The sequence below is a fragment of the Microvirga terrae genome (assembly GCF_013307435.2).
Classification (GTDB): Bacteria; Pseudomonadota; Alphaproteobacteria; order Rhizobiales; family Beijerinckiaceae; genus Microvirga; species Microvirga terrae.
In genome coordinates, this window is record NZ_CP102845.1 from 80,506 (window position 1) to 95,253 (window position 14,748).

The 14,748-nt window shown below is 67.7% G+C and carries 15 protein-coding genes; 9 read left to right on the forward strand and 6 right to left on the reverse strand.

Annotated features, from left to right (window positions below; genetic code table 11):
* The first annotated feature begins 57 nt into the window (after positions 1–57).
* From HPT29_RS00370 to HPT29_RS00385, 4 genes are read left to right on the forward strand one after another with little or no spacing between them, the layout of a single operon-like run.
* Complete coding sequence (locus tag HPT29_RS00370) at positions 58–705, forward strand: TetR/AcrR family transcriptional regulator (RefSeq protein ID WP_173945984.1); 648 nt, start codon at positions 58–60, stop codon at positions 703–705.
* On the forward strand, positions 702–1,688 hold the full coding sequence (locus HPT29_RS00375) for an HlyD family secretion protein (protein WP_173945983.1): 987 nt from the start codon (positions 702–704) through the stop codon (positions 1,686–1,688). Before HPT29_RS00370 ends, HPT29_RS00375 begins: the two co-directional genes overlap by 4 nt.
* Positions 1,685–2,647, forward strand: a complete 963-nt coding sequence (locus tag HPT29_RS00380; RefSeq protein ID WP_173945982.1) for an ABC transporter ATP-binding protein — start codon at positions 1,685–1,687, stop codon at positions 2,645–2,647. Before HPT29_RS00375 ends, HPT29_RS00380 begins: the two co-directional genes overlap by 4 nt.
* Complete coding sequence (locus HPT29_RS00385) at positions 2,644–3,816, forward strand: ABC transporter permease (RefSeq protein WP_173945981.1); 1,173 nt, start codon at positions 2,644–2,646, stop codon at positions 3,814–3,816. The genes HPT29_RS00380 and HPT29_RS00385 overlap by 4 nt, the downstream gene beginning before the upstream one ends.
* A 3-nt stretch (positions 3,817–3,819) precedes the next feature.
* Here HPT29_RS00385 and HPT29_RS00390 read toward each other — a convergent pair whose 3' ends face one another.
* Positions 3,820–5,331, reverse strand: coding sequence for an MDR family MFS transporter (locus HPT29_RS00390; protein WP_371823160.1), 1,512 nt, complete (start codon positions 5,329–5,331; stop codon positions 3,820–3,822).
* A 188-nt stretch (positions 5,332–5,519) separates the two neighbouring features.
* On the opposite strand from HPT29_RS00390, the gene HPT29_RS00395 reads away from it, so the two are divergent.
* The 4 genes from HPT29_RS00395 (at position 5,520) to HPT29_RS00410 (ending at position 9,686) form a co-directional block, all read left to right on the forward strand.
* Complete coding sequence (locus HPT29_RS00395) at positions 5,520–6,713, forward strand: winged helix-turn-helix domain-containing protein (protein ID WP_173945979.1); 1,194 nt, start codon at positions 5,520–5,522, stop codon at positions 6,711–6,713.
* A gap of 1,004 nt (positions 6,714–7,717) precedes the next feature.
* Positions 7,718–8,470 (forward strand): phosphatase PAP2 family protein, encoded by a 753-nt coding sequence (locus HPT29_RS00400; protein WP_173947086.1) that lies wholly within the window; start codon positions 7,718–7,720, stop codon positions 8,468–8,470.
* Positions 8,467–9,012 (forward strand): regulatory protein RecX, encoded by a 546-nt coding sequence (locus HPT29_RS00405; RefSeq protein WP_173947085.1) that lies wholly within the window; start codon positions 8,467–8,469, stop codon positions 9,010–9,012. Before HPT29_RS00400 ends, HPT29_RS00405 begins: the two co-directional genes overlap by 4 nt.
* An 80-nt stretch (positions 9,013–9,092) precedes the next feature.
* Positions 9,093–9,686, forward strand: a complete 594-nt coding sequence (locus HPT29_RS00410) for a DUF2239 family protein (RefSeq protein WP_173947084.1) — start codon at positions 9,093–9,095, stop codon at positions 9,684–9,686.
* 130 nt (positions 9,687–9,816) lie between these two features.
* Here HPT29_RS00410 and HPT29_RS00415 read toward each other — a convergent pair whose 3' ends face one another.
* Complete coding sequence (locus HPT29_RS00415) at positions 9,817–10,356, reverse strand: GNAT family N-acetyltransferase (protein ID WP_173947083.1); 540 nt, start codon at positions 10,354–10,356, stop codon at positions 9,817–9,819.
* 107 nt (positions 10,357–10,463) lie between these two features.
* Entirely contained in the window at positions 10,464–11,108 is a 645-nt protein-coding gene (locus tag HPT29_RS00420; RefSeq protein ID WP_173947082.1) for a DUF1345 domain-containing protein, read from the reverse strand.
* Positions 11,109–11,198: 90 nt separating this feature from the next.
* Between HPT29_RS00420 and HPT29_RS00425 the strand changes: the two genes are divergently transcribed.
* On the forward strand, positions 11,199–11,621 hold the full coding sequence (locus tag HPT29_RS00425) for an OsmC family protein (protein WP_173947081.1): 423 nt from the start codon (positions 11,199–11,201) through the stop codon (positions 11,619–11,621).
* A 118-nt stretch (positions 11,622–11,739) separates the two neighbouring features.
* Here HPT29_RS00425 and HPT29_RS00430 read toward each other — a convergent pair whose 3' ends face one another.
* Genes HPT29_RS00430 through HPT29_RS00440 form a run of 3 tightly spaced genes read right to left on the reverse strand, consistent with a single transcriptional unit; the run spans position 11,740 to position 14,616 of the window.
* Positions 11,740–12,723: a TRAP transporter substrate-binding protein gene (locus tag HPT29_RS00430; RefSeq protein ID WP_173947080.1), complete on the reverse strand. Its 984-nt coding sequence runs from the start codon at positions 12,721–12,723 to the stop codon at positions 11,740–11,742.
* A 33-nt stretch (positions 12,724–12,756) separates the two neighbouring features.
* Entirely contained in the window at positions 12,757–14,064 is a 1,308-nt protein-coding gene (locus HPT29_RS00435; protein WP_173947079.1) for a TRAP transporter large permease, read from the reverse strand.
* A 6-nt stretch (positions 14,065–14,070) separates the two neighbouring features.
* Positions 14,071–14,616, reverse strand: coding sequence for a TRAP transporter small permease (locus HPT29_RS00440; protein WP_173947078.1), 546 nt, complete (start codon positions 14,614–14,616; stop codon positions 14,071–14,073).
* Positions 14,617–14,748 lie beyond the last annotated feature (132 nt).

Below are 14,748 nucleotides of genomic sequence, written 5' to 3' on the forward strand. Positions count from 1 at the left end.
CAGGCATTTTCCCATTATCGTGACTGTCCAGTCAGTCATTCTATTCGTGAGGATGTTGTGAGCGCTCGGCGAGGGACGAAACGGCAGGCTCCGGCCAGGAACGAAAGCGAGCGCCAGGCCAAGCTCCAGACGATCCTGGATGCGGCCTTGGATGTGTTTCTCGAGAACGGTTTCGCCGACGCCCGCCTTGACGACGTTGCCGCCAGAGCAGGGGTCGCCAAGGGGACCTTGTATCTCTACGTGCCTTCCAAGCAGGCCCTGTTCGAGGCGCTGGTACGCTCCGGCATCGGCGGCCCCGTTGGGGCCATCGAGCAGAGAATCCCGGATCCCGATGTCTCGGCCGAGGATCAGCTCAGGGCATTGTTCCATGTCCTGAGGACGGAGATCCTCGGCACGCGCCGCCGCGACATCGTCCGCCTCCTCCTGATGGAGGCGAGCCGCTTTCCCGAGCTGGCGGAGGTCTACCATCGGGAGGTGATCGTCAGAGGCCTGCGAATCCTGCGCGGCATCGCCGACCGGGGTGTTGCCCGGGGCGAGTTCCGCTCGGACGAGATCGCGCGGTTCCCCCAGCTGGCCATCGCGCCGGCACTCGTCGCCCTGCTCTGGACGAGCCTCTTCCAGCGCTTCGATCCCATCGACATCGAGGCGATGCTGGAGGCGCATCTGACCCTGCTGATGAAAGCGCTGAAAGGGCATCTGTCATGAAGACCTCGCGGCTCGTCGCTCTGGCCGCGCTGCTTCTCGCCGGGGGGACCGCCGCGTGGTTCTTCTGGCCACGGCCGGACGGCACAACCCGCTTCCAGGGCTACGTGGAGGGTTATCTGGTCTTCATGGCTCCCGAGGAGGGCGGGCGCATCGAGGAGCTTGATGTCGATTCCGGCGACCGGGTGACCGAAGGCAGGCTTCTCTTCAGCCTCGACGCGTCGGTGCAAACCGCGCAGCGCAACGAGGCCGATGCGAAGCTGCAGCAGGCGCGTGCGCAGCTCGCCAACCTGCGGGCCGCGCTCCAGCGCCCCGAGGAGATCGCCGTTCTCGAAGCCCAGGAAGCGCGCGCGCAGGCGCAGCTCGACCTGTCGCAGGCCGAGCTCGACCGACAGAGGACCCTGTTCGAGCGCGGCATCGCCGCAAAGGCGCAGTACGATCAGGCGCGAACGGCCTTCGAGCGCGACAAGGCGGCCCTCGCCGAGGTTCAGCGGCAGATCCAGGCCGGGCAGATCGCCGGACGCTCGGCGGAGATCGCCGCCGCGGAGGCGGCCGTGCAGGCGAACGAGGCGGCCCTGATGCAGACCGAGACCCGACTCGCCAAACGCCAGGTGAAGGCGCCGTCCGACGCCCAGGTGCAGGACGTCTATTTCCGCGCGGGTGAAACGGTGAACGCGGGCCAGCCGGTGCTCGCCCTCCTGCCGCCCGCCAACCGGCGCATCCGCTTCTACGTGCCGGAACCCCTGCTCGCGACGGTGGCTCTCGGGCAGATCGTCGGTCTCTCCTGCGACAGCTGCCGGGAGGGGCTTGAGGCCCGTGTCAGCTTCATCTCCGGCGAGGCCGAGTTCACGCCGCCGGTGATCTTCAGCGAGCAGGAGCGGGCGAAGCTCGTGTTCCGTGTCGAGGCGCGCCCGCTCGATGGCGCCGACCTGCCCATCGGCCTGCCGGTCACCGTCACGCCCACCGCCGCAGAGCCACGATCATGACCCCGGATGTCGCGGGGTCCCCTCCGGTCGCGGCGGAACCCGAGATCGTCATCGACGTGGAGGGGCTCACGAAATCCTTCGGCGGCCGACCCGTCGTGAAGAACCTCTCCATGCAGGTCCGGCGGGGTCTGATCTACGGCTTTCTCGGCCCCAACGGCAGCGGCAAGACCACGACGATCCGCATGCTGTGCGGGCTCCTGACCCCCGACAGCGGACACGGCACCTGCCTGGGCTACGACATTCTCACGCAATCGGCCGAGATCAAGCGTCACGTGGGCTACATGACGCAGAAGTTCTCGCTCTATGCGGACCTGTCGATCCGCGAGAACCTCGAATTCGTCGCCAGGGTCTACAACCTGGCCGATCCGCGACAGGCGGCACGCGACGCCATCCGGCGGCTCGGCCTCGAGAACCGCGCCGAGCAGCTCGCGGGCGAGTTGTCCGGTGGCTGGAAGCAGCGCCTTGCGCTCGGGGCCTGCATCCTGCCCGAGCCGCAGCTTCTCCTCCTCGACGAACCGACCGCCGGCGTCGACCCGAAGGCGCGGCGGGATTTCTGGGACGAGATCCACGCGCTCGCCCACGAGGGCATGACGGTGCTCGTCTCGACACATTACATGGACGAGGCCGAACGCTGCCACGAGATCGCCTATATCGCGTACGGGGAATTGCTGGCGCAAGGCACCGTCGCCGAGGTCATCGCGAACGCGCATCTGGCGACCTACACGGTCACCGGGCCCGATCTCGCCGGCCTCGCCGAGCGGCTCAGGATTCTCGACGGAGTCGACATGGTGGCGCCCTTCGGCATGGCCCTGCATGTGAGCGGCCGCGACGGCGGGAAGCTCGATGCGGCGACGCGGGCGATGCGCGAGCATGGGCCGCAGCACTGGGAGCCGGGCGAGGCGACGCTCGAGGATGTGTTCATCGATCTGATGAGCCGATCGAAGGACAATTTCGGATGAGCGCCGGGATCAGCGACGTCGACCGGCGCACGCGGGGTTTCAAGGCCTCGCTGATGCGCTTCGGCGCCGCCTTCATCAAGGAGCTGATCCAGCTGCGGCGCGACCGCATCACCTTCGCCATGATGATCATGATCCCGCTCCTGCAGCTCACCCTGTTCGGCTACGCGATCAACACCAGCCCCCGGCATCTGCCCACCGCCGTTCTCGTGCAGGACGACAGCGCCTTCGCCCGGTCGTTCGTCGCGGCGATGCGCGCGACCAATTATTTCGACATCTCCGTCGCGGCCGCGACCGAGGAGGATCTCGACCGCCTGATCCTGTCCGGCAAGGTCCTGTTCGGCGTGCAGATCCCGGCGCATTTCGGGCGCGATCTCATGCGCGGCGAGCGGCCCGCGCTTCTCGTCGTGGCGGATGCCGCCGACCCGACGGCGACCGGCAGCGCCATCGCGGCCCTGCAGGGGCTCTCGTCCCAGGTGTTCTCCCGCGAGCTCACTGGGCCCGCAGCCAGCCTCGCGCCGCGGCCGCTGCCCTACGAGCTGCGCGTGCACCAGCGCTACAACCCGGCGGGCGAGACGCGCCTCAACATCGTGCCGGGCCTCATGGGGCTGATTCTGACCCTCACCATGCTGATCTTCACGGCGCTCTCGGTGACCCGCGAGATCGAGCGCGGCACCATGGAGAGCCTGCTCGCCATGCCGATCCGCCCGGTCGAGATCATGCTCGGCAAGATCGCCCCCTATCTGCTGGTCGGCGGCGTGCAGATGACGATCATCCTGGTCGCCGCGAGGCTCCTGTTCGACATCCCGGTGATCGGCAGCCTGTGGCTCCTCGTCGGCCTGACGCTGCTCTTCATCCTGGCCAATCTCTCGATCGGCTACACGTTCTCGACCATCGCCCAGAACCAGCTCCAGGCGATGCAGATGTCGTTCTTCTTCTTCCTGCCGAACATCCTCCTGTCCGGCTTCATGTTCCCGTTCAAGGGCATGCCCGGCTGGGCTCAGGCGGTCGGCGAGATCCTGCCGCTGACCCATTACCTGCGCATCGTGCGCGGGATCATGCTCAAGGGCGCGACCTTCACGGATCTGCAGACCGACGTGCTGGCCCTCGCGGTCTTCACCCTGTTCGCCATGGGCGTGGCGGTGGCGCGCTTCCGCCAGACTCTCGATTGAGGATCAGTCGGCCACCGCCGCCTCCGCGGCCTTGACGGCAGCGCCGCGCAGGGGCCGCTCCTCCAGCGCGAGGAGGAAGGCCAGCGACAGACCGAAGCCCACGATGGCCGCGATGAAGACCCAGCTGAACACATCCGCCAGATCGACCCCGCTCTGGGCCGCGACCGTGCTCAGGCTCTCGAAGCTCGTGGCCCCGCTCAGGCCGGCCCCGCCGAGCACGATGGCGCCGAAGATCGCCACGATGAAGGCGCCGCCGAGCGACCGGAAGAAATTGGCCGTGCCCGTCGCGGTTCCCATCTGGTGCGGAGCGACCGCGTTCTGGGTCGTCACCATGGTGACCGGCAGAACCGTGCCCAGCCCGATGCTGATGACGGCCAGGATGATCTCGACCATGAGGATCGACAGGGACTGGCCATAGGCCGCGAGGATTCCGGTCGTCGCCATGGCGACCAGGAGGCCCGCCGTGGGAAGCCGCTTGTAGTGCTTCACCTTGGCCATGGTGCGTCCGGACAGGGTGGCGCCCACCACCGTTCCGGCCATGAGGGGAATCAGCGCGAGGCCCGACTGGCTCGCCGAGATGCCGCGCACGGCCTCGAAATAGACCGGCAGATAGATCGTGAGGCCGATATAGGTGCCCATGCCGAAGCAGGCGGCGAGCACCGCCATGCGCACCACCGGGTTGTGCAGCACGCCCGGCGGGATCAGGGGCTCGGGCGCGAGCCGCATGCGGAGGGCGAACAGGATCCAGAGCACGACGGAGCCCGCGATGAGCCCCACGATCGGCAGGGAGCCCCAGGGATAGCGGATCCCGCCCCAGCTCAGGGCCAGGAGCAGCACGACCGTGGCCGCCACGAGGAGGAAGGCGCCGAGCAGATCGAGCTGGTGCGGGCGCTCGAACCGGGGCAGCCGCCTCAGGCTGCGATAGGCGATCGCGAAGGCGATGAGCCCCAGGGGCAGGTTGATCCAGAAGATCATCGACCAATGCAGCTTCTCCGCGATGAAGCCGCCGAGCACGGGTCCCAGGAGGCTCGAACTCATGAAGACGCTGGCGAAATAGACCTGGTAGCGCCCGCGCTCCTTGGGGGGCACGATGTCGGCGATGATGGTCTGCGCCAGCGCGATGAGCCCGCCGCCGCCGATGCCCTGCAGGCCTCGGGCCAGGATGAGAATCGTCATGGTGGGGGCGAGCGCGCAGGCGATGGACCCGATGACGAAGATCACGATGCCCGTCAGCATGATGCCGCGCCGGCCGTAGGAATCGCTGAGCTTGCCGTAGAGCGGCGTGACCGCCGTCGAGGTCAGGAGATAGACCGTCACGATCCAGGACAGATGCTCCAGGTCGCCCAGCTCGCGGCCGATGGTGGGAAGCGCCGTCGCGATGATGGTCTGGTCGAGGGCCGCCAGGAACATGGCCAGGATGACGCCGGCGATGATGGTGCGGATTTCGGCATGGCTCAGAGCCGTGCCCTGACCGCCGTGAGGCTGCGCTGTGGGGGATTGGTCCATGGTATCCATCGTGTTCCGGCAGGCTCATCTAAGGGACGACCACGGCCGTGTCGAACTTAAGATTGCAAGGCTGGTATGCGTCTGCGTTCGCGATTGGGCTAAGCCCCGGGTTGGTCCACAGGTTCCATCGGTCACCGGCATGGCTCCAGGGCCGCGGGTCTGGCGTTGACCTGCGACGTTTCTCTATTGTTCCTTTCATGGCATCCCGCACCCGATTCTCCCTCGCCCAGGCCCGGCGCATCGCGCTCGCCGCGCAAGGCTTCCATGAAGGCCGCCCCGCGGCGGCGGCCAAGCGCCATCTGAGCCGCGTGCTGCAGCGCTCGCACCTGCTCCAGATCGATTCGGTCAATGTGCTGGTCCGGGCTCATTACATGCCGCTCTTCTCGCGGATCGGCGCCTATGACCGCAGTCTTCTCGAGACGACCGCCTATCACCCGAGGCGGCGCGAGGCCTTCGAGTACTGGGGTCACGAGGCCTCCCTGATCCGCCTCGATCTGCACCCTCACTTCCGCTGGCGCATGGAGCGAGCCCGGCGCGGCGAGGGCATCTATGGCGGCCTCGCCCGGTTCGGGCGCGAGAGGCGCGCCTTCATCGAGGAGGTTCGCCGCGAGATCGAAACCCGCGGTCCGATCGGGGCGGGCGAGCTCTCGATCGGCGGTAAGGGTCAGGGCTCTTGGTGGGGCTGGAGCGACGGCAAGCGGGCGCTCGAATGGCTGTTCTGGGCCGGCCTGGTCACCACGGCCACGCGGCGCGGCTTCGAGCGCCTCTACGACCTGCCGGAGCGGGTTCTGCCCGCCCACATCCTGAACGCCCCGACGCCCTCGCCCGAGGAGGCGCAGCGCGAGCTGCTTCGGCTCTCCATCCGGTCGCTCGGCATCGCGTCGGAGCGGTGCCTGCGCGACTATTTCCGCCTGGACCCGCAGGACGCGAAGGCCCGCATCCCCGAACTCGTCGAGGCCGGCGATCTCGTCCCCGTCGCGGTGGAGGGCTGGAGCGGGCCGGTCTATCTCGACCCGCAGGCCAGGCACCCGCGCCGGGTCGAGGCCCGGGCCCTCGTGTCGCCCTTCGATCCGATCGTCTGGGAGCGCACCCGGACCGAGCGCCTGTTCGATTTCCGCTACCGGATCGAGATCTACACCCCGGTCGAGAAGCGCGAATTCGGCTATTACTGCCTGCCCTTCGTGCTCGGCGAACGGATCGTCGCCCGGGTCGACCTCAAGGCGGACCGGGCGGCCGGCAACCTCATCGTGCATTCGATCCATCCGGAAGCCGGCGTGTCCCCCGAGGAGATCGCGCCGGCGCTCGGGGACGAGCTTCGCCTCATGGCTACATGGCTCAACCTCGGCAGCATCACCGCCCCGAAGGCGTGGCGGACGTCGCTGGCGGTGTGAGCGCTCACCCTCGCCGGCAGCACCGCATGTGCCGGTGATCGCGATGATGGGAGGCGCGGCGCCGGTCCGGATTGGGATGGGCCCGCCTTGATCCTCTCCCGGTCATCACCGGGCGTGTCCCGGTGATCTCGCTTGCTTGAAGCGCCGCGCCGTTCCGATCGGGATGGCCGGCACAGGGCCGGCCATGACGGGCGCAGGGTGGCGGGACGGAGGAGCGTCACGCTGCGGTGCGGGTTCGTGATCTGTGCGCTGTCAAAGAGCAGCACCTGTGGGCCCGCAGCCGTGGGGCTGCGAGCCTGTCAGATGGATCGAGGGTGGCGCGAGTGGCAGCCCGGCTCGATGTCTGAGGTGATAAGCGAGAGCCAAGCTGCTCGTCGCGCACGGTTCTTTTCAGGCGGACCAGCTGGACGGAGCCCAAGGTCGGCCTCCTGCGCGCCCAGGTTTGCGAAGCCTGTCGCAGGACCGTGCCGGCTCCCACACTTGCGACGCCTCGCGAGCGCGCCCCTCGTCGGAACCGATCTACGCCATGATATAGCTTAGCTTGCACCCGCTGTCAAGAACAAAGGTGGAACATCATCGCACCTACACCTGTCCACCACTCCGACCCTCGGCCCGTCATCACCGGCCCTGTGCCGGTGATCCCGACCCGTAAGGCGCTCTGCTCTTCCAATCGGGATGGCCGGGACAAGCCCGGCCATGACGTGAGGGTGTCAGGACGGACGGAAGGTGGCGAGGAAGAGCGCCGCGCTTCACCGCATCGGGATGGCCGGGACAAGCCCGGCCATGACGGGGTGGGTGTCAGGAAGGACGGAGGGTGGCGAGACGAGCGGAGGGTGCGGGAGCGGGCTGGTCGGGACGGGCCGGCCCTGACGATGGATGCCGTGACCCGGAGGCACCGGCCGCGACGCGACGGGTGGCCGCCCTGGCCTCGGCCGGACGCCGATCCGGTCCGTCGCATCCTCGCCCCTCGCCAGATGCCCGCCAGAAGCCTATTTCAGGAGGCCATGCACACGCTTCTTGCTCCCGCCACCCGCCTTTGGCTTCGCCTGCGCCTGAACGAGGTCGGTCCTCTGCTGTCCATGTCCGCCTGCGGGTTCTTCGCCTGGGCCTTCATCGCGCTGGCGGACGAGGTGCGCGAGGGGGAAACCCATGCCCTCGACAGCCGGCTCCTGCTGGCCCTGCGCGATCCGCAGAACCCGGCCAACCCGCTCGGACCCTCCTGGCTGGAGGAATCGGCCCGGGACATCACCGGCCTCGGCGGCTACGCGATCCTGACGCTCCTCACCCTGGCGGCGGTCGCGTATCTGCTCATGGCGGGCAAGCGCGGCGCGGCCCTCCTGGTCCTGGCCGCCATCGTCGGGGGCACGCTCCTCTCCACGGGCCTCAAGCTCGGGTTCGAGCGGCCCCGGCCGGATCTGGTGCCCCACGCGACGCGGGTCTACACGGCGAGCTTCCCGAGTGGCCACGCGATGATGTCGGCGATCACCTATCTGACCTTGGGCGCCCTGCTCGCCCGGATCGAGAAGAGCCGGCGCGTCAGCGCGTTCATCATGGGGCTGGCGATCCTGACGACCCTGCTCGTGGGGATGAGCCGCGTCTATCTCGGCGTGCACTGGCCGAGCGACGTCCTGGCCGGATGGGCGGTCGGCGCCGCCTGGGCGTCCCTGTGCTGGTTCGTGGCCCTGCAATTGCAGCGGCGCGGCCAGGTGGAGAAGCCCGGCGAGGCCTCGCCCCCCGCGGATGCCAAGCCGGAATGACCGACGATCCGAAACCGGTCCGCAAGCCGCCCCGGAAGGTGACGCCGGCCTATCTCCAGCGCGCGGCGCTGGCCTATCTCGAGCGCTATGCCTCCTCGGCCGAGAACCTGCGCCGCGTCCTGCGGCGCAAGGTCGACAAGCGCTGCCGCCTGCGCGGCGAGGACCCGGCCGAGTTTCACGACATGATCGACGAGGTGGTGGCCAAGAGCCTGAGGAGCGGCCTCATCGACGATACCCGCTACGCCGAGGCCCGCGTCGCCTCCCTGCGCCGCCGGGGCGGCTCGGCCCGGGCGATCCAGGCCAAGCTCTCCGCCAAGGGCGTCGACCGCACCGCCATCGCGGCGGCCCTGGAGGGCGAGGAGGGCGACGAGGAGCAGGCGGCCCGCGCCTTCGCCCGCCGCCGCAGGCTCGGGCCGTTCCGGCCGGGAGAGCGGGCGCCCTATCGCGACAAGGATCTCGCCGCCATGGCGCGGGCCGGGTTCCGCTTCGACGTGGCGCGCGGCATCGTCGATGGAGACCGGGACGATCCCGGTGAATCATAGCACCCAAGATTTTACCCGGGTATATTGACGGGTGGATTTCATCCGGGTAAAACCTCGGCTCTGCGACAGACGAGGACATCATGGGTGAATCCCTCAAGACCTATACGGCCTTTGCCGGCCCGCGCCTGATCCGGTCAGGCCCGCTCCTCGCCGTCGCCGAAGCGACCAAGACGGCGCTGGACAGCGGCGAGACGGAGCCCGTCATCATTCTCGACGATGAGACCTGCCGGGTCGTGGAGGTGGATTTCCGGGGCACCCCCGAGGATGTGCGAGACCGGCTGAGCGCCGAATCCGGCACCGGTCCGGGCCCGTCCGAGCCCCGCGGTCCGGGCCGGCCCAGGCTCGGGGTCGTCGCCCGGGAGGTGACCCTGCTGCCGCGGCACTGGGACTGGCTCAACGGCCAGCCGGGCGGTGCATCGGTCGCCCTGCGCAAGCTGGTCGAGGAAGCGCGGCGGGGCAGCGAAGGCCAGGACCGCGTTCGGCAGGCCCGGGAGGCGCTCTACCGCTTCATGGCGACCCTGGCGGGCAACGAAGCCGCTTTCGAGGAAGCCTCGCGCGCCCTCTTCGCCGGCGACCGGGCCCTGTTCATGGCCCTGATCCGGCTGTGGCCAAAGGATATCCGGGCCCATGCGGAGAGGCTGTCGGGCCCCGCCTTCGCGGGCGAGGCGGTCTAAACCGTGAGGCGAGGCGCCCTGCCCTGGCGCATCGCGCGGACCCGGAGGGCTGCTCGAACGATGCGCTCCTCCAAGAGGCAGGAGCATTGGACCTGATTCCAAAAGGGGGTCCGTTTCTGGATCCGGCGCTCTAGCGCACGAACATGATGGTCGGCTTGTCCTTGTAGGTCGTGCGGCGAAATTCCCGGTAGCCGCATTTCTCCGCCACCCGGATCGACGGCTCGTTCTCCGGTGCGATGATGCAGGCCGTGCGCACGGGACCGAAATGCCCCTCGCCCCAGGCGATCGCGGCGCGTGCGGCCTCGGTCGCGTAGCCCTTGCCGTGGCCGTGCGGCGCGATCACCCAGCCGATCTCCGGAACGCCCTCCAGGGACGGCTCGATCACGCGCCGGAAATCCGCGAAGCCGACCTCGCCCATGAAACGGCCGCCTGCCTTCTCGGTCACGGCCCAGTAGCCGAAGCCCAACAGGGCCCAATGGCCGACATAGCGCACCAGCCGGGACCAGACCTCCTCCTGCGTCGATGGCTTGCCGCCGATGAAGCGCGTGATCTCCGGATCGCTCCAGAGGGCGAGGCAATCGGCGAGGTCGTCGACCCTGTGGCCGCGCAGCACGAGGCGCTCTGTCTCAAGGGTCGGGATGGAGGGGGACGCTGAGGAGGCAGTGTGCATCGGTTCGATCGTGTCGGGACCCTTCCTGCGATCTCTGCATAACGGCCCCGGTCCCGCAAGGCCCCGCGCGTTCGGCACGCCGGGCCCGGCCCGGAAGCGGGCATGGCCTACAGCAAGCCGGCCCCCACGTTCACCGCCAGGGCCAGGATGGTCGTGTTGAACAGGAACGACAGGATCGTATGGGCCAGCACCAGGCGGCGCATGCGCCGGGACACGATGACCACGTCGGAGGTCTGCGCAGCCGCGCCCAGGTTGAACGAGAAATACAGGCAGTCCCAGTAATCGGGCCGGTCCTCGTGGGGAAAGGCCAAGCCCCGCCTCTCGCCCTTGTCGCCGTAATATTCATGCGCGTAGTGGATGGCGTAGATCGTGTGCACGAAAAACCACGAGCACAGAATGGTGAGGCCCGCGATGGTCAGGTGGAAGCCCTGCCGATCGGCCGGGGTCGCCTGGATGTTGGTCAGTTCGACCGCGATGGCCGCGAGGCTCGCCACGGACGCGGCGAGCGTCAGGACGAGCACGACGACGGCGCTCTCGTCCTCCTGGGCGGCGCGCTCCTGCATCTGGGTCGTGGAGGAGCGCAGGGCCATGGTCCAGGCGAGAAGGAGATAGCACGCCACCCCGATGTCCCAGGCCACGAGCATCCGGGAATTCACCGGCCAGGACGATGGCAGGAGCATGAAGACCAGGAGCGTCGCGAGGGCGGAGCCGAGCAGCCTCGGACGCAGGCGGGCCTGCAAGGGAATCGACATCACACACCTGCGATCCGAACGGGATGGAGCCTCTGGAGCCTGGCACGACCTGTCCTAGATCACCAAGCCTATCCACAAAAGGAGATCGCGATGAACCGCAAGGCAAGAGCTGTTTGGCAGGGTACGGGCAAGGAGGGCAGCGGCCATCTCACGTCCGATTCCGGCGTTCTGTCCTCGACGCCGTATTCCTTCAAGACCCGGTTCGAGAACGAGAAGGGCACGAACCCGGAGGAGCTGATCGCCGCCGCCCATGCCGGCTGCTTCACCATGGCGCTCGCCTTCCAGCTCCAGGGCGCCGGCTTCACGCCGACCGAGCTTGCCACGGAGGCGGTTGTCTCCCTCGAGCAGGAGGGCAGCGGCTTCGCGATCAGGAAATCGGCCCTGACGCTCAACGCCAACGTGCCGGGTATCGACCGGGCCAAGTTCGAGGAGCTCGCCCGCGCGGCGGAGAAGAACTGCCCGGTCTCCAAGGTGCTCAACGCCGAAATCACCATGGAATTCACGCTGGCCTGAGTCCTCCGACCGTCATCACCGGCCCCGTGCCGGTGATCTCGATCGAATGAGGCGCTGCGCTTTTCTGTATTGGGATCCCCGGGACAAGCCCGGGGATGACGTGACAGGAAAACCAAGCCTACATGGCGGCCTTCTTGTAGCTGTCGATGACGGCCTGCCCGTCGGGGCCGGCCTTCTTCAGCCAGTCCTGCGTCAGCTGCTCGCCGACCTTCTGCAGGCCCGCCTTGAGCTCGGGGCTTGGGGGCTGCACCTTCATGCCCTTCGCGGTCATCTGGTCGACATACCACTTGGTCTTTTCCTGAGCGGTCTTCCAGCCGCGCTCCTCGGCGGTCCTGGCGGCCTTCAGAACGGCCTCCTGGGTCGGCTTGTCGAGGGCGTCGAAGGCCGCCTTGTTGACGAAGGTCAGGTTCTTCGGGATCCAGGCCTGCGTGTCGTAGAAGTGCGAGAGCGATTCCCACACCTTTGAATCGTAGCCCGTGGCGCCGGAGGTCATGAAGGTGTTGACCACCCCGGTGGCGAGCGCCTGCGGCAGGTCCGCCGCCTGGACGGTGACCGGCTGCGCGCCGACGAGCTCGGCGATGCGCGCGGTGCCGGGATTGTAGGAGCGCCACTTCACCCCTTTGAGATCCTCGACGGTGTTGATGTCCTTCTTGGCGAAGATCCCCTGCGGGGGCCACGGCACCGCGAACAGCAGCATCAGGCCCTGGCTCGCGAACTTCTTCTCGATGGCCGGCTTCTGCACGTCCCAGAGCTTCTTTGCCTGGTCGAACGAGGTGGCGAGGAACGGCACCACGTCGAGACCGTAGACCGGATCCTCGTTCTCGTGCAGGGACATCAGCACCTCGCCGGCCTGGGCCTGTCCGGTCTGCACCGCGCGCTTGATCTCCGGCGCCTTGAAGAGCGAGGCGTTCGCATGGACGGTGACCTGCAGCTTGCCGCCGGTCGCGTCGGCCACGTCCTTGGCGAAGGCGTTGAGGTTTTCGGTGTGGAAATTGTCCGGCGGATAGGCGGCCGGCAGGTTCCACTTGGTCTGGGCCAGGGCGGGCGCTGCCATGAGCAGGGCTCCCGCGAGGCTCAAGCCGAAGCGCGTCATGTGTCTCATCGTTCGTCTCCCTCTGGTTTTGTGTGAACGGGTTTAATCCGGGAAAGCCATCTGCGGCAGCACCATCACGATGCTCGGAAACACCGTGATGATCGCGACCGCCGCGACGAGCAGGAAGAAGAACGGCAGCGAGGCCAGCGCCACCGTGTTCGAATCCTTGCCCGACATGGTCTGCAGCACGAAGAGGTTGAAGCCGACCGGCGGCGAGACCTCGGCCATCTCGACCACGAGAATGAGGAAGATGCCGAACCAGATCAGGTCGAAGCCCGCGGTCTTTACCATCGGGATCACCACCGCGGTGGTGAGCACGATCATCGAGATGCCGTCGAGCGCCGTGCCGAGCAGGATGTACATGACTGTGAGGGCCGCGATGAGCGCGTAGGGCGAGAGGTGCAGGCCGTCGACCCAGGAGGCGAGCGCCTGGGGAATGCCCGTATAGGCCATGGACGTCGACATGAAGGAGGCGCCGGCCAGGATCAGCATGATCATGCAGGTGATGCGCGTCGTTCCCATCACGCTGGCCCAGAACGAGTCCCAGGACAGGGAGCCCGACCACCAGGCGATCGCCAGCGAGCCGAGCACGCCCCAGGCGGCGCATTCCGTCGCGGTCGCCCAGCCGAGCAGCAGGGTGAGGAAGACGAGGGCAATCAGGAGCGCGACCGGGATGAGATTGGTCGATTCCTTCAGCTTCTCGCGAAAGCTCATCCTGGGCTCGGGCGGCGGAGACTTCTGCGGGTTGGCGAGCGACCACACGGCGATATAGCCGGAATAGAGCGCCATCACGAGCAATCCCGGCAGGAAGCCCGCGAGGAAGATCTGGATGATCGACACGTTGGCCGCCACCGCATAGACCACCATGGTGATCGAAGGCGGGATGAGGATCCCGAGCGTCCCGGCGCCGGCCAGGCTCCCGAGGCTCACCATGTCGTCATAGCCGCGCTTCTTCAGCTCGGGCAGGGCGATCTTGGCCACCGTCGCGCAGGTGGCGGCGGACGAGCCGGAGACCGACCCGAAGATCCCGCAGGCGAGCACGTTCACGTGCATGAGCCGTCCCGGCAGCCAGTTGAGCCAGGGCGCGAGACCGCGGAACATCTCCTCGGACAGTTTCGTCCGGAACAGGATCTCGCCCATCCAGATGAAGAGCGGAAGCGCCGCCAGCGTCCATGAGGCGGAATTGCCCCAGATCGTGGTGGCGAGCACCGAGCCCGCCGGAATGCCCCCGCCTACGAACTGCATCCCGACCCAGCCGCAGGCCATCAGCGCGATGGCGATCCAGACGCCGCCGGCGAGCAGCACGGCGAGCAGCAGGAGCAGCAGCCCCGAGATCTCGATGAGTTCCATGACGCCTTACACTCCGCTCTGGATCGCGCGCTCGACCACTTCTTCGGCCGTGGTGGCGGGTGGCTTCTCGTAGCGCGGATCGCCGCCGCGCAGCACGTGGACGAACTCGTCGAGGAAGGCGATGAACAGGATCACGAGACCGGCCGCATAGCCGACCTGCGGGATCCAGAGCGGGATCGCCAGCACGCCCTGCGCCATGTCGTTGAAGCGCCAGCTGTCATAGGTGAGCACGACCGCGTGCCAGGCGAAGAAGCCCACGAAGCCGAGGCCGATCACCAGCGAGAACATCTCGAGCCACCAGCGGGCCGGGCCGCGCACGCGGTCCGTGAGAAGACCGACCCGGATCATCTCGCCGGAGCGGAAGGTATGGGCGAGGCCCAGGAACGCCATCGCGGCCATGGACCAGGAGGCGAGATCGTCGCCGGCCGGGATGTTGACGCCGATACCCCGCCCCAGAGAGAGGCCCATCATCAGCAGAAAGATGACGAGGAGGAACAGGCCCGCGAGGTAACCTGAGACGCGGTAGAGACCGTCGAGAAAAGTGCGGATCATGCAGTCCGTTTCGGGCGTTCGGCAGGGAGGCGCGGCCAAGTCTAGGGGCATTCACGACAGGCGCAAGTGCTTCCTTGATGCCACTTGCACAGGCGTTGAGCAGAACCTGAGAGACTGCCCATTGTCCGGACA

Bases quoted from the DNA above. Each gene is read 5' to 3' on its own strand.
- HPT29_RS00440 (WP_173947078.1), bottom strand. From the start codon at position 14,616: ATGATCCGCACTTTTCTCGACGGTCTCTACCGCGTCTCAGGTTACCTC.
- HPT29_RS00390 (WP_371823160.1), bottom strand. From the start codon at position 5,331: ATGGATACCATGGACCAATCCCCCACAGCGCAGCCTCACGGCGGTCAG.
- HPT29_RS00395 (WP_173945979.1), top strand. From the start codon at position 5,520: ATGGCATCCCGCACCCGATTCTCCCTCGCCCAGGCCCGGCGCATCGCG.
- HPT29_RS00435 (WP_173947079.1), bottom strand. From the start codon at position 14,064: ATGGAACTCATCGAGATCTCGGGGCTGCTGCTCCTGCTGCTCGCCGTG.
- HPT29_RS00400 (WP_173947086.1), top strand. From the start codon at position 7,718: ATGCACACGCTTCTTGCTCCCGCCACCCGCCTTTGGCTTCGCCTGCGC.
- HPT29_RS00430 (WP_173947080.1), bottom strand. From the start codon at position 12,723: ATGAGACACATGACGCGCTTCGGCTTGAGCCTCGCGGGAGCCCTGCTC.
- HPT29_RS00385 (WP_173945981.1), top strand. From the start codon at position 2,644: ATGAGCGCCGGGATCAGCGACGTCGACCGGCGCACGCGGGGTTTCAAG.
- HPT29_RS00415 (WP_173947083.1), bottom strand. From the start codon at position 10,356: ATGCACACTGCCTCCTCAGCGTCCCCCTCCATCCCGACCCTTGAGACA.
- HPT29_RS00375 (WP_173945983.1), top strand. From the start codon at position 702: ATGAAGACCTCGCGGCTCGTCGCTCTGGCCGCGCTGCTTCTCGCCGGG.
- HPT29_RS00420 (WP_173947082.1), bottom strand. From the start codon at position 11,108: ATGTCGATTCCCTTGCAGGCCCGCCTGCGTCCGAGGCTGCTCGGCTCC.
- HPT29_RS00380 (WP_173945982.1), top strand. From the start codon at position 1,685: ATGACCCCGGATGTCGCGGGGTCCCCTCCGGTCGCGGCGGAACCCGAG.
- HPT29_RS00410 (WP_173947084.1), top strand. From the start codon at position 9,093: ATGGGTGAATCCCTCAAGACCTATACGGCCTTTGCCGGCCCGCGCCTG.
- HPT29_RS00425 (WP_173947081.1), top strand. From the start codon at position 11,199: ATGAACCGCAAGGCAAGAGCTGTTTGGCAGGGTACGGGCAAGGAGGGC.
- HPT29_RS00405 (WP_173947085.1), top strand. From the start codon at position 8,467: ATGACCGACGATCCGAAACCGGTCCGCAAGCCGCCCCGGAAGGTGACG.